The organism is Aeromonas encheleia (assembly GCF_900637545.1).
Lineage (GTDB): Bacteria > Pseudomonadota > Gammaproteobacteria > Enterobacterales > Aeromonadaceae > Aeromonas > Aeromonas encheleia.
On the sequence record NZ_LR134376.1, the window covers coordinates 2,744,728 to 2,759,694 of the forward strand.

Annotated in this window: 4 protein-coding genes; all 4 read right to left on the bottom strand. The window is 59.0% G+C overall.

All coding sequences use genetic code 11. From position 1 onward, the window contains the following. Positions 1–32: 32 nt before the first annotated feature. Entirely contained in the window at positions 33–10,556 is a 10,524-nt protein-coding gene (locus EL255_RS21580; RefSeq protein ID WP_232018862.1) for a retention module-containing protein, read from the bottom strand. A gap of 268 nt (positions 10,557–10,824) precedes the next feature. After that, positions 10,825–12,750 (bottom strand): EAL domain-containing protein, encoded by a 1,926-nt coding sequence (locus tag EL255_RS12645; protein ID WP_042654728.1) that lies wholly within the window; start codon positions 12,748–12,750, stop codon positions 10,825–10,827. A gap of 3 nt (positions 12,751–12,753) precedes the next feature. Continuing rightward, on the bottom strand, positions 12,754–13,473 hold the full coding sequence (locus tag EL255_RS12650) for a transglutaminase-like cysteine peptidase (protein ID WP_042654727.1): 720 nt from the start codon (positions 13,471–13,473) through the stop codon (positions 12,754–12,756). A gap of 148 nt (positions 13,474–13,621) precedes the next feature. Continuing rightward, entirely contained in the window at positions 13,622–14,953 is a 1,332-nt protein-coding gene (locus EL255_RS12655; protein ID WP_042654726.1) for a TolC family outer membrane protein, read from the bottom strand. Positions 14,954–14,967 lie beyond the last annotated feature (14 nt).

The window sequence follows — 14,967 nt, forward strand, 5'->3', positions numbered from 1 at the left end:
AGGGACCGGGCATGCCCGGTCCCCTTGCTTGATTAAGGATCAACCTTCAGATTGCCCTGATTCAGCAAGTCCTCGATGATCTGTAGATTTGATTTACCCGCAGTCAAATCCACATTATCGAAGGAGATGGTATGAGTAGTGGTACCGGCTCCCGCAGAACCATCCAAATCGATCGTCAGGGTCGATTTGTTGGTACCCGGACCTGATGCAAAGGTAAGATATTGATCCAGTGTGGCTGCATTGGCATGCTCCCCACTCAGCATCTCACTCAGGTCCAGTACATCCCCACCATTACCAGGGGTGAAGTCCTTGATGGTATCTGTCCCACCGGCATCGCCCGCCTGCCACTTGAAGGTATCCTTGCCTGCACCGCCCGTCAGGGTGTCACTACCCGTGCCACCGATCAGCAGGTCATTACCCAGTCCGCCAATCAGCGTATCGTCACCGGCCAAACCAGAGAGAGTGTCGTTCCCTTCACCGCCCTGAATCACATCCGCCAAGGCCGACCCGGTGAAGGTGGTACCAGCTTCGATGGTCACATGCAGATTGGTATTGGAAGCAGCATCATTATCTGCATCCTTAACCCCGACCTGGAAGTCCAGCTCGGCATCCAGTGTGGTGTTTTCCGAAGTGATCAGGCCGATGTCGGAGACTTTCACCACGTCGCTGTCGGTCTGGCCAGTGAAGTTCGTGGTCGAATTCGAACCACCCGTATCACCGAAGGCCGCATTGAAGTTCAGCGCCGTAGTAGTGGTGATGTCCTCCACGCTGGTCAGGATCTGCGCGCCGTAGATCTGCCAGTCTTCACCTACACCGTTGTAGTCATTGTGTTCGATGACAATGGCCCCATCGTTGTTGTCCAGGGTAATGCCATAAGCCAGCAAGGCTGCCAGAGTCGCTGCGCTACTGCCAGACCTGGCGATATCACTGTTGCTGATCACCAGAGCCCGAGTGGTTGTTATGCCACCCGTGCCGATCAGTTTCAGCACCACCACTAGGTCTTCATTATTGATACCGTCGAACTTCAGGAAGATCCCCTCCGCCCGGCCATCGGGGTTGGCTACAACGGTACCGGTCGGGTTGGTGGTATGGAATGTCAGGTCCAGCACCTCACCCTTGCCGATGGTATCGCCAGCCACACCGTTCGCCGAGTTCGAGACGCTGACCCAGGAAGCCGCCTGGGTGAACAACTCGCCATTGGCAAATATGTTGGTGTTAACACCACCGGTCTGCAGATTGTTGGTCCCGGTACCCCCACCCGGCTCTGCGGCACTCCTGAACTGGACATAAAAATCATTGTCCAACTTGGCCACAGACACATCTGGCTGCGAGTTATCCGGCACACTGCCACCCGACGCGTAGCCCGTGATACTCAAGGAGGCGCTGGTTTTGAGGACACTGAAACCCTCGATCGGTTCATCCAACGATACCGTGTAGGTACCGTTGATCTTGTCGAAGATCAGTGTACCGGTTGCCTCCTGCGTGATTCCTGGACTGGCCGGATTCGGCGCGTAATTGAACTCAATATCAAAGGTGGCCGTACTAGCGTTCTCCGACACCCAGGTGACCAATTGCGACGTAATGGCCGAGCCACCAACGGTCCCCGTCAGGCCGATGGCATTGAAATCCGAGTCGGACGACGAGAACGGCCCTGTGCCGCGATTATCCGCACCGGTGCTGTAATCGAACACACCAGTGCCACCACCCGGGTTGCTGCTGTTGGAGTACACCAAGTTGGTGCTGGCCTGGATAGTCGGTACATCATCTTCTACCTGAATTAGCAGATCACCAGCCAGCGGCAGCGGGTTGACCCCATCGGAAGCTCGAATGGCCCCGGTCAGATTCAGCGTCAGGATCTCGTTGTCATCACCATTGGCATTCGGGTGATCCAGCGGCCCAAGCAGGGTGAAGGTGTAGGAACCATTGCTCTGCACCACCAAGGTGAAGACAGTTGTCGCACCTGCCATCGCCGTCAGAGTACTCCCAGAGAAACCGTAGGTGACCGCCACCCCATCCGAGGTCAGGGATGGCATGACATTGGGAGTGGTATCCAGACTGAACTGGCCGCTGCTCGTACCGACCAATAGCTCAACCAAGCTTCCGGAGATGATTGTCGTCTGGGCATCGCCATCGGTGATGCCGCCAGGCAGTTCGTCCTCGTCCACCTTACCGATCACCGGTGCAGCATCCTCGATGTTGATCGTCAGAGTAGCGCTCGCTTGATCGCCATCCTTGTCGACGATCACATAGTCGAAGCTTTCGCTGGTGTCCGCTGCAACGCTCTGCGGCGAGGTGTAGCCCCATGCGCCTGTGGCGAAATTAAAGGTCAGCTTGCCACCCAGAGCCGTCGTGATGTTGGTCAGCTGCTGATCGCCATCCATAACTCCGTCCCAGGCGTAGGTCGTGCCATTGATCTTGATGGACATGATCCGCCCCGGACCATCGGCACCGAATGAATCGTCATCGCCGCCACCCACTGCGTTGTTGTTGCCGAGCAGAACGTTGCCGCTGACGAAGTTGCCCGAGATCTGACCAAGCAGTGTATTGATCAGGCCACTAAAGTCGGTTACCAGAATAGGGGCTCCGCTACCATCGAGATCAACATCCTGCAGACGGGCGGTGTTGATACCGTCCCCCACACCAATAGTGGTGACGTTGATGGCATTGCTATCGACAAAGGTGTTCCAAGCCGTTGCCGTCGCGTCACTCAGCGAGTTGCCACCAGTACCTAACTGCTCATTGGGGTCTCCGTCACTGATGAAGAAGACCTGGTTGCTCCAGCCCTCAATCGGGGAGTAAGACACCATGGTTTGCTGGATCCCGGCAGTAAAATCGGTGCCGTCGTCAAACGGGCGATTGGCAATGATGCTATCTACTAGCGCATTGAACGCAGCGATCGATGTCACAGAGGCATATGCCAGTGGGTCCGAAGAGAACGCCACTATGGTGATTTTCACATCGCCATCGGTACCGTTGAACAGCGCCTGTCCCGCCGCCTTCACGGCGTTCATCATGGTTGTGAACTCGCTATTGCTGATACTGCCGCTGGAGTCCAGCACAAAGGCGACGTTGAAGTCCTTGTCACTGGACTCAGCAACTGTGGCCGTGTCGTTCTTCGCCAGCGGCGTATCATCATCGACATTGATAGCCAGCGTGCCGTTCGCGGTATCGTTATCGCCATCGGTCACTTGATAGTTCAAGGTAAACGCTTGGTTGTTCTCCTGATCCGCATTCGCATGCTGGATAGGCGCGTTCTGCGTCACGCTATATGCCCCTGTGGTCGAATTCAGGGTTACGGTCAGCACTGTGGTCGCGCCCTGTTTGACCAACAGAGATCCTGCGGCATTTGTTTCATAGGTAAAGCCAGCCGGCGCCCCCGTAGTCAGCCATTGCACAATTCCCGCACCATCCGCCCCGAAGTTATGAGCGAGGATGCCGTTCGTGTTTACCGCATTGTCATCGTCATTCGGACCATCCGGAATGCCGTTGGCCAAGGCGTCGTCGTCAAGTTGCACCGTGAGATTACTGCCGACGCTCGGCATGTCGTCATCAAAGGTGATGGTCAGCGTACCCGTGGTGGTGCTGTTGTCCGCGTCCTTGACTGTGTAGGTCAATGCCGTCACGGCATCGTTTTCGGTATTGTCTCCCGGCTGACCATCCAAGGTGGCGTGCTGCACGTTATCCAGCAGCGTCACGGTATAGGCTCCCGTGCTCGGGTTCACTACCACGCTGAACAGCGGCCCCCGTGGACCCGTGGCCGTCAGCGTATTGTTGGCGCCATTCCAGCTGTAGTTCACCGTTTCCTGGCCAACCGTTCCACTGGTGCCGTGCATCGCAGCGAAGTTGACGCTACCCGCGCCGTCAGGTCCAAATCCGAAGGTCAGGGTGCCACTGAACGTGGCTTCGTTAGTGTCTGGATCCGGTGCCACCACCAAATCGCCCGTGGTGCTCGCCGGATTGCCACCAGTCAGACCGTCGTCATCCACCGCGGCAGTGGTTGAACCACCGGTTGGCACATTGGCATCGGTGATGTTGAAGCTGGCAGCCTTGGTAACAGCATCACCATCACCATCGGTCACGGTAAAGGTCAGGTTGTCGGTCACTGGGTTGGTGGTATCCACCGACGCATCGGCCGTGTAGCTGTAACTGCCGTCCGCTTTCACCTTGAGCACACCATTGCCAACATCCACAACCTGAGAGTAACCATCACCGCCAAAGGTCAGTGCAATGCCATTGATATGACTGACTCCGGCACCATCGGCACCAGGCACAAAGTCGAAGGCCCCCAGTTTGGTGGTACCTTCCGCCACGCTTTGCGCTGCCTCATCGGTAGCGCTCGGCATGTCGTCATCAAAGGTGATGGTCAGCGTACCCGTGGTGGTGCTGTTGTCCGCGTCCTTGACTGTGTAGGTCAATGCCGTCACGGCATCGTTTTCGGTATTGTCTCCCGGCTGACCATCCAAGGTGGCGTGCTGCACGTTATCCAGCAGCGTCACGGTATAGGCTCCCGTGCTCGGGTTCACTACCACGCTGAACAGCGGCCCCCGTGGACCCGTGGCCGTCAGCGTATTGTTGGCGCCATTCCAGCTGTAGTTCACCGTTTCCTGGCCAACCGTTCCACTGGTGCCGTGCATCGCAGCGAAGTTGACGCTACCCGCGCCGTCAGGTCCAAATCCGAAGGTCAGGGTGCCACTGAACGTGGCTTCGTTAGTGTCTGGATCCGGTGCCACCACCAAATCGCCCGTGGTGCTCGCCGGATTGCCACCAGTCAGACCGTCGTCATCCACCGCGGCAGTGGTTGAACCACCGGTTGGCACATTGGCATCGGTGATGTTGAAGCTGGCAGCCTTGGTAACAGCATCACCATCACCATCGGTCACGGTAAAGGTCAGGTTGTCGGTCACTGGGTTGGTGGTATCCACCGACGCATCGGCCGTGTAGCTGTAACTGCCGTCCGCTTTCACCTTGAGCACACCATTGCCAACATCCACAACCTGAGAGTAACCATCGCCGCCAAAGGTCAGTGCAATACCATTGATATGACTAACTCCGGCACCATCGGCACCAGGCACAAAGTCGAAGGCCCCCAGTTTGGTGGTACCTTCCGCCACGCTTTGCGCTGCCTCATCGGTAGCGATCGGACCATCGTCTTCGAAGCGGAACGTTCCGTTGGCCCCTAGATCGAGGCTGGCCTCGGCACTGTCACCATCGGCATCGGTCACGGTCTGCACCAGGGTCAGCACACCATTGCTCAGCGTCAGGCTGACACTGTCATCCGCGCTGCTGGTATTGCCGTGCCAGACATTGTCCAGCAGGTTCAGAGTCACGGCACCACTGATCGGATCGATGGTAAAAGTGAAGTAATCCACTCCGTTGGCACTGCCGGTGATAATGTTGAACGCTTGATTGAGCAGAATTTGAGCGCCCTGACCATTGGTCGCCTGCGGATCGACCGCGTAGAGGCCGCTCGCCACGTTGCTACCGCTCAGTGCCAGGCTGTAACTGATACTACCTGCCCCATCCGACCCGAAGGAATGACTGAACTGGGCTTGCACCGTAGCGGCCGCCAGAGTGGCACTCGCAATACCATCGCCACCCACACCGCCCAGTGCGGGCAGGCTCTCATCCACCATCACGGTCCCCAGACCCGGCGCCTCAACAGCTAGCCCCACTGTCGGGCCGTCGTCGTCAAAGCTGAACACCGAGCGCTCGCCATCGGCCAGCACTATGCTGTCCGAGACCCTCACCGGATCGCCATCGGCGTCGGTACGGATCACCTCATACTGCAGCGCCAGGCTGCCCTGACCCAGCAGCAGGCTCAGCGCTTCGTCAAACAGTCCGTCGCTGCCATGTGCCAGCGCTTCGAATTGGGTGGTTTGCAGTTGCAGTACGCCACCGCCTACATCGACGATCTGGATGCTGAAGACAATGTTGCCATCGCCGTCCACACCGTTGAGGGTACCGCTGCCAACGGCCACCAGGGTGATGGCTCCGCCGTCGGTGGCACTCAGATTGGTTGACAGGCCACCCAGCGGGACGCCAGTGAAGCTCATCGTGCCGCTCAGCGTGCTGGCACCGTCCGAGCCATAGCTACCCCCCACGCTGAACAGGCTGACCAGCCCGCCCACCACCTGGGTGGTAACCCGGGCCAGGGCTCCCGGGGCATCGTCGTTAACATAGCCGTCGGCCCCTTCGCCATTGGCATAGTGGTCGGCCGCACCGGTAGTTTCATCCAGCGTCACCGCCAGCGCTGCCACGGCTTCGCCATTGGCCTCCACCGTCAAGGTCGGGCCATCGTCGTCGAAGCTGAACACCGAGCGCTCGCCATCGGCCAGCACGATGCTGTCCAAGACCCTCACCGGATCGCCATCGGCGTCGGTACGGATCACCTCATACTGCAGCGCCAGGCTGCCCTGATTCAGCAGCAGGCTCAGCGCTTCGTCAAACAGTCCGTCGCTGCCATGTGCCAGCGCTTCGAATTGGGTGGTTTGCAGTTGCAGCACGCCACCGCCTACATCGACGATCTGGATGCTGAAGACAATGTTGCCATCACCGTCCACACCGTTGAGGGTGCCGCTGCCAACGGCCACCAGGGTGATGGCTCCGCCGTCGGTGGCACTCAGATTGGTTGACAGGCCACCCAGCGGGACGCCAGTGAAGCTCATCGTGCCGCTCAGCGTGCCGGCACCGTCCGAGCCATAGCTGCCCCCCACGTTGAACAAGCTGACCAGCCCGCCCACCACCTGGGTGGTGACCCGGGCCAGGGCCCCCGGCGCATCGTCGTTAACATAGCCATCGGCCCCTTCGCCATTGGCATAGTGGTCGGCCGCACCGGTAGTTTCATCCAGCGTCACCGCCAGCGCTGCCGCGGCTTCGCCATTGGCCTCCACCGTCAAGGTCGGGCCATCGTCGTCGAAGCTGAACACCGAGCGCTCGCCATCGGCCAGCACGATGCTGTCCGAGACCCTCACCGGATCGCCATCGGCGTCGGTACGGATCACCTCATACTGCAGCGCCAGGCTGCCCTGATTCAGCAGCAGGCTCAGCGCTTCGTCAAACAGTCCGTCGCTGCCATGTGCCAGCGCTTCGAATTGGGTGGTTTGCAGTTGCAGCACGCCACCGCCTACATCGACGATCTGGATGCTGAAGACAATGTTGCCATCGCCGTCCACACCGTTGAGGGTGCCGCTGCCAACGGCCACCAGGGTGATGGCTCCGCCGTCGGTGGCACTCAGATTGGTTGACAGGCCACCCAGCGGGACGCCAGTGAAGCTCATCGTGCCGCTCAGCGTGCCGGCACCGTCCGAGCCATAGCTGCCCCCCACGTTGAACAAGCTGACCAGCCCGCCCACCACCTGGGTGGTGACCCGGGCCAGGGCCCCCGGCGCATCGTCGTTAACATAGCCATCGGCCCCTTCGCCATTGGCATAGTGGTCGGCCGCACCGGTAGTTTCATCCAGCGTCACCGCCAGCGCTGCCACGGCTTCGCCATTGGCCTCCACCGTCAAGGTCGGGCCATCGTCGTCGAAGCTGAACACCGAGCGCTCGCCATCGGCCAGCACGATGCTGTCCAAGACCCTCACCGGATCGCCATCGGCGTCGGTACGGATCACCTCATACTGCAGCGCCAGGCTGCCCTGATTCAGCAGCAGGCTCAGCGCTTCGTCAAACAGTCCGTCGCTGCCATGTGCCAGCGCTTCGAATTGGGTGGTTTGCAGTTGCAGCACGCCACCGCCTACATCGACGATCTGGATGCTGAAGACAATGTTGCCATCACCGTCCACACCGTTGAGGGTGCCGCTGCCAACGGCCACCAGGGTGATGGCTCCGCCGTCGGTGGCACTCAGATTGGTTGACAGGCCACCCAGCGGGACGCCAGTGAAGCTCATCGTGCCGCTCAGCGTGCCGGCACCGTCCGAGCCATAGCTGCCCCCCACGTTGAACAAGCTGACCAGCCCGCCCACCACCTGGGTGGTGACCCGGGCCAGGGCCCCCGGCGCATCGTCGTTAACATAGCCATCGGCCCCTTCGCCATTGGCATAGTGGTCGGCCGCACCGGTAGTTTCATCCAGCGTCACCGCCAGCGCTGCCGCGGCTTCGCCATTGGCCTCCACCGTCAAGGTCGGGCCATCGTCGTCGAAGCTGAACACCGAGCGCTCGCCATCGGCCAGCACGATGCTGTCCGAGACCCTCACCGGATCGCCATCGGCGTCGGTACGGATCACCTCATACTGCAGCGCCAGGCTGCCCTGATTCAGCAGCAGGCTCAGCGCTTCGTCAAACAGTCCGTCGCTGCCATGTGCCAGCGCTTCGAATTGGGTGGTTTGCAGTTGCAGCACGCCACCGCCTACATCGACGATCTGGATGCTGAAGACAATGTTGCCATCGCCGTCCACACCGTTGAGGGTGCCGTTACCAGCGCCCATCAGAGTGATCGCGCCGCCGTCGGTGGCACTCAGGTTGGTTGACAAGCCGCCCGCTGGTACGCCAGTGAAGCTCATCGTGCCACTCAGCGTACCGGCACCGTCCGAGCCATAGCTGCCCCCCACGTTGAACAAGCTGACCAGCCCGCCCACCACCTGGGTGGTGACCCGGGCTAGGGCCCCCGGCGCATCGTCGTTAACATAGCCATCGGCCCCTTCGCCATTGGCATAGTGGTCGGCCGCACCGGTAGTTTCATCCAGCGTCACCGCCAGCGCTGCCACGGCTTCGCCATTGGCCTCCACCGTCAGGGTCGGACCGTCGTCTTCGAAGCGGAAGGTCCCGTTGACACCCAGATCGAGACTGGCCTTGGCACTGTCGCCATCGGTGTCGGTCACGGTCTGTACCAAGGTCAGCACACCACTGTTCAGCGTCAGGCTGATGCTGTCATCCGAGTTGCCGGTGTTGCCATGCCAGACATTGTCCAGCAGATTCAGGGTAACGGCACCGGTGGCCGGATTGATGGTCAAGGTGAAGTAGTTCACCCCGTTGGCACTGCCGGTGATGACGTTGCCGACCTGGTTGAGCACTATCTGGGCACCCTGGCCATTGGCTGCCTGCGGATCGACCGCATAGAGGCCGCTTGCCACGTTATTGCCGCTCAGTGCCAAGCTGTAACCGATGCTACCCGCTCCATCCGCCCCAAAGGCATGACTGAACTGAGCTTGCACCAGCGCCGCCGTCAGGGTGGCGCTGGCAATGCCATCGCCCCCCACGCCACCCAGCTGTGGCACACTCTCATCCACACTGAGTACACCCAGTTCGCCGGAACCAGGAACCAGGGCCACCCTCGGAACATCGTCCAGGATCACGGCATCCAGGCTGGCACTGGTGCTGTCACCATCGCTGTCCGTCAGCACAACGTTGAAACTTTCGGTCAGCGCAGTGTCATTGGCAGGCTGAGTGTGAGCCTCGTTATCGCTCAGGGTATAGCTGTAGGTGACGCTGCCAGTTCCGGTCACGGGGTTATAGCTGATGCCAGTGACCAGCAGCTGATTGCCCAGAGGGCCAAGGATCGCCTGCGGGAAACCACCGATGACCTGACCGTTGCTGATAAGCGTGACGCCACCCAGCGTCAGGCTCTGGACACCGTCCGCCGCATTGAAGGTAAAGGTACCACCCTGGGTCAGGGCCGCTGCGTTGGGGGCACTGCCATCAACCAAAGAGGCTTCATTCAGGACAAGCTCACCCCCCTCGACTTGCAATCCCCCCAGAGAAACAGGCTCATCCAACGGGGTGATAGTGATGGCCAGCGTTGATGTGTCCGTGTCTTCGCCATCGGTCACTGTGTAATTCACCGGCGGAACAGGACCCGTATAGTTGAAGGTCGGAGTGAAAGTAAAAGTACCATCGGCATTGATGATTAATGTGCCTATACCGACCAAGGTAACAGCCACACCGGCCGGGATGCCAAGGTTAGCCCCCCAGTCATATGAGACGATAGAGGCCGCGAAAGGACCATCAGGATTGGTGCTGTTGAGCAGTAGATCGCCACTGATGGCCTGATTTTCCTGAGTGACGGCTGGCTCATCTTGATCATCGAGCTGATTCTCAGGCAGGAGATCATCTTCCTGCAGCAGATCCTGCACCGTCAGGGCATCATGGCTGGTATCAAACCCGGCGGCAGCTATGGTCGCATCACCGATCCGCTCGATCGTCACGAAACCACCGTTACCGCTGGCCCCGGCGACCCCGCCAATGCCACCGCCGCCACCACCGGCGGCAGGAGCGCCACCCGCAGCTGAAGCCTCGAAGCTCTTGGTCGGGTCAACCCCTTGCAGAATAGATTGTTGCAAGGCCGCAATTTCTGGAGGGAGGTTGCTGTTCTCGGCCGATGATGAGGGTTGCCCTTCGGCCGGTATATCTGTCTCGGCGGGGGCGGCTGCGGCCTGCCCGGGGTTGTCATCGTAGGGTGCCAACATCAATTTCGCATCGTCGGCAATATTGAGCTTGGCTCCCGGTTGTAATATCTCGCCAGGCTGGAGAGGACGGCTGCTGCCATCGGCAAGCAGGATCTGAACATTGCCTTCCACGGAAGAGACGACGACGGTTTTGTCGATGATTTGGGTGCGCATATCCATTGCTCCAGAGTGACAGATCTTGATGGATACACCTTAGATAGGTCCCCGGTACGTTTCAGTTGCAAAAAAGTACAACATTGAATCTGTTCAGCTCCATCCGATGCAGCGAATCGAACAATGTTTTTTTACACAACCAAATCAATAAATTAACAAAGCTTCTTTTGGCTCTCCTGTTGATACACTATGGAGAAATGGCCAGACTTATTCTAAACGGGTATAAAAAAAGGCCCACATTGGGGCCTTTCGGGAGCGAGAACACCGCTTATGAGAGTGGGAACGCCGGATGGACGAACCCCTGATAACCGTCGATGTGCAGTTTGGAAAGCACTTCAACCTGCTGCTGATCTTCCACACGGGTGGCAATGGTGGTGACGCCCGCATTGTGTGCGGCACGGCAGACGGCCGCCAGGAAGGAAGTGTCGGCACCCGGCTCCATGACTTGGCTGGTATAGCCATGATCCACCTTGACGTAGGCGGGTGACAGCTCCTCCAGATAACCGAGGGACTGGAAGTGGCGACCGTAGTGATCGACCCCCCACTGGAAGCCATGCTCCTGCAGCACATTCACCAGGGCAGTCACCTGCTCCTTGTGTTTCATGATGGCGGCCTCGGGTATTTCGAACAGCAAGTGTTCTTTCAACTCGGCATGCAGACCCAGATACCCCCTCAGCCACGTCAGGAATTCATCGGAGCAGAGGGAGCCTGCCGTGATGTTGACGGCCAGCACCAGATCGGGTTGCTGCCTGAGCAGTGGGGCACATGCCTCCAGCACCGCCTGATCGAACTCGCCACCCAGCTTGAACTGCTCGATGGCAGGCAGGAACTGGCCGGCAAAGTAGTCGGTTCCATCACGGGAAATCGAGGCGAACAACTCGGCGTGCAGACGCACCCCGTTGTCGAAGCGGCAGGCTGGCTGCGCCTTGAAACGCCACAGGCTCCGGGCGATCGCGTCCTGTACCAGGTCACGCCAGGCCAGACGTCCCATCAGCCCTTGATCCGCTCCCCCTTCCATGACGACAGCGCCGCGCCGCTCGTTGCGTGCTTTGCCAAGCGCATTGTCAGCCTTGGTCAACAGAGCGGAAAGATCGTCATCACCATCACGACCGGCGATGCCGATCACGGAGAGCGCTCCCGCCTCACCCATGGGATTGACGACCAGATCGGCGATGCGGTTATTGATAAGCTCCGCCAGGTCCTTGAGCTGCGACAGATCATCGGTCGGGCAGAGCAAGGCATACTCGGTGGCCGAGATACGGGCCAGCGCCGCCCCATCCCAACCTTTCAGCAACTCGTTCAGAACCTGGGCGATGGACTTGACCATGTTGTCCCGCGCGGCAAAGCCCTCTTCACGGTACAGATCATCCAGCATGTCGACGGCCACCAGCATGACGCCACCCTGACCAGCCTCGGCGATCCAGGCATTGACCTGGCCGACGAAATAGGAGCGGTTACCGAGCCCGGAGACGGCATCCACATAGACCCGTGCCCTCAGGTTCTCGGCCTCGTCAGCCTGCTCCTTGAACTGCAGCGCCAACTTGCTGGAGAGGGTATTGATGGCCTGCACCACCTGTTTCAGTTCACGGCTTTTTGGCTCGGGGATCGCATGCCCGAAATGGTGCAGCTCTATCTCGACCGCCTGATCGCAGATAAGTTTGAGCGGCTTGAGCAGGTAGTTGAGCGCCCGCATCAGCAGGATGGTGGTGAGCAGGAATCCGACCAGGAACCAGGTCGCCAGCTCGCTCATCCCCTTCCAGAGTTCGTAATAGGCTTGCCCCGGATGACCCACGATCTTCAGCTTGCCCAGCTGCAGCCAGCCCGAGGTCAGAATAGAATCATTGGATACCTCAGGAAACAGACCCAGTTCGATGAACCACTGCGGCACTCCCTGGATATCGCTGCTGTTCTCGAGTTCGATGACATCCTTGGAGGCCAGCAGATCCAGCCGCACCAGCTTGTAGTAACCGCCGTCGAACACGGCCTTGATGACGGATTCGGCACTCACCTTGTCCCCGTTCTCCAGATAAGGCGTCAGCGCCAGACCCAGTGCGGTGGAGGTATTGATGACGGTAGTTTCCTGCTGCTGTGCCAGATAGTTGCGAGTCGAATTGAACTGCACCCAGTAGGTGGCAGCAAACAGCAACCCGAACAGTAACAACATGGTTGCCAGTAATTGTCTGTAGAGCGTCATAGGTTAATCATCCAAATTCACCACAGGCCGAGCCAATCGCCCTGAAGTCATGCGATTGCGTAAATCAGTCCATAATCCCAAGCGTGATGACTGTCCGGCCAGTTCCCCTTGGCCACGCGCCTTCATCAACCACAAGTGACTACCGTTAAAGCTGTAAATAGGCATCAGATCCGCCCGCTGGCTGGCCGGGCGAATGGCACCGACGAGATTGTCCAGGATCAGAGGGACAGATGCGGGCGTCTCATAATAGGCAACAACCATATGAAACTGGTTATAATCCAATGCCTTGACATATACCATTCGCATTTTTTCATCCGGAATGCCCAGTTCCAGCAGCGTAAAATACTTGGAAATACTGAAATCTTCACAATCACCGCCGGCGGCCCCCAGAAATTCCAGCGGGGTCGCCCAGTAATCTTTCTTGCGCCACAGCTTGATATCATCGATGAAACGCATCTGGTTGAAAAACTGGTTCACCTTCTCCAGCTTCTGCCGCTCCGACAGGCCGGCTGCCTGATTCTGTACGGCCAGCGTTCGCCAGCTGGTGACCCGTTTGCCTGCACGTGCGCCGTAAGTTTGCTCCGCCCTTTGCACCAGTTTGAGATCGTCGGATGACAATGGTTGGCTGGCACACAGCAGCAGGGGGAGCGAAAGCAGACACAACCACAGCAGATGGCGCAGCCAACGCAGGGATGGGCAGATGCACCAAGCCGGCCAGGGCATCTCACACGCGCTTGCCTTCCACCACAATGTCACATCATTCCCCTGCGGCATTCATGATTGTTATCTGTTGAAAACTGAAAGCGGAAAGGAATGACTGCAGCAAGCTGCAGTCATTCCTCGCCTCGACATCACGTCAGCGCGATCGCCATCAGTTGTTGTTGGCCTGCCAGTCGGCCGGCTGCTGCACGTTCATGGCATTGAGCAGCCCCCCCATGGCATTGAGGATGCGGTAATCCGCCAGCAGGGAGTCATACTCGGCCGTGATGTAGCTGCGGCGAGCCTCGAACAGTTCGTTCTCCGTGTTCAGCACATCCAGCAAGGTCCGCTGGCCCAGGCCGAACTGCTTCTTGTACGCCTGCACTGTGTCATAGCTGGCGTCCACGTGCTCTTTCAGGAAGACTTTCTGCTTGGCCAGTGACTCCTTGGCGTTCCAAGCCAGGCGAGTGCCCTCTTCCACCTGGCGGAAGGCATTCAGGTGGATGTCTTTTGCCTGGGAGTAGAGTGCCGAGGTGGCCTTGCTTTCGGCCAGATCGGAGCCGCCACGGAACAGGTTGTAACGCATCCGGACCATGGCGGTCAGGTCATCGTTACGGCCCTTGACCGCGTCTATGTCCTCATTCCAGTTCTGATCCACCTCGAAGGCCACGTTCGGATAGAAGCCGGACTTGGAGCCTTCATGCTGGTACTTGGCCTCTTCGATATCCTGCAGGGAAGAGAGCAGAGTCGGGTGTACCTCGGTGGCCGTCTTCAGTGCATCCTCCAGGCTGGCAGGGATCATCTGGGTATTGGGCGCCGGCTGCACCAGATCCTTGGGCACTTCATTCACGACCCGGATGAACTCACTCTCGGCATCCCGATAGTTGTTCTCGGCCGCCGCCTGGTTGGAGTAGGCGCGCGCGACACGACCATCGATCTGAGTCTGGTCGGCGGTCGAGCCGAGACCTGAATCAGTCCGCTTCTGGATGTCGCTGCGGATCTGCTCGTGGGTTTCCAGGTTCTGCTTGGACAGCTCCAGGATCTCCTGCTGACGCAACATGTTGAGGTACACCTCGGCCGTACGCAGTGCGGTGTTCTCCGCTTCGGAGATCATGGCCAGACGCTGGGCATTGGCTGCGGCATCGGTCCGGGCTACATTGCTGCTGACATCGAAGCCGTCAAACAACATCTGGCGCAGGCTGATCCCGGCCTCTTTGCGGGTCATGGAATCATCGATGGTCTGTGAGTTGTTACCCGCAGCACGGGTCGAGGGGCTATCGGTCTTTTCATAACCGACGCCACCCCGCAGATCGATGGTGGGGTAGTAGCCGCCCTTGGCTCCATCGTGCTGGTACAGTCGCGCCTGATAGAGATCAAAAGCTTCCTTGATTTTCGGATGGGTAGCCAGTGACTGTGCCACTGACTGTTCCAGTGTTTGAGCCTGGCTCAGGCTCGGAAACAGTGCTGCGCCACTAACCAGCATGGCAACAATCGTCTTCTTCATGTTATCTCCAGTCA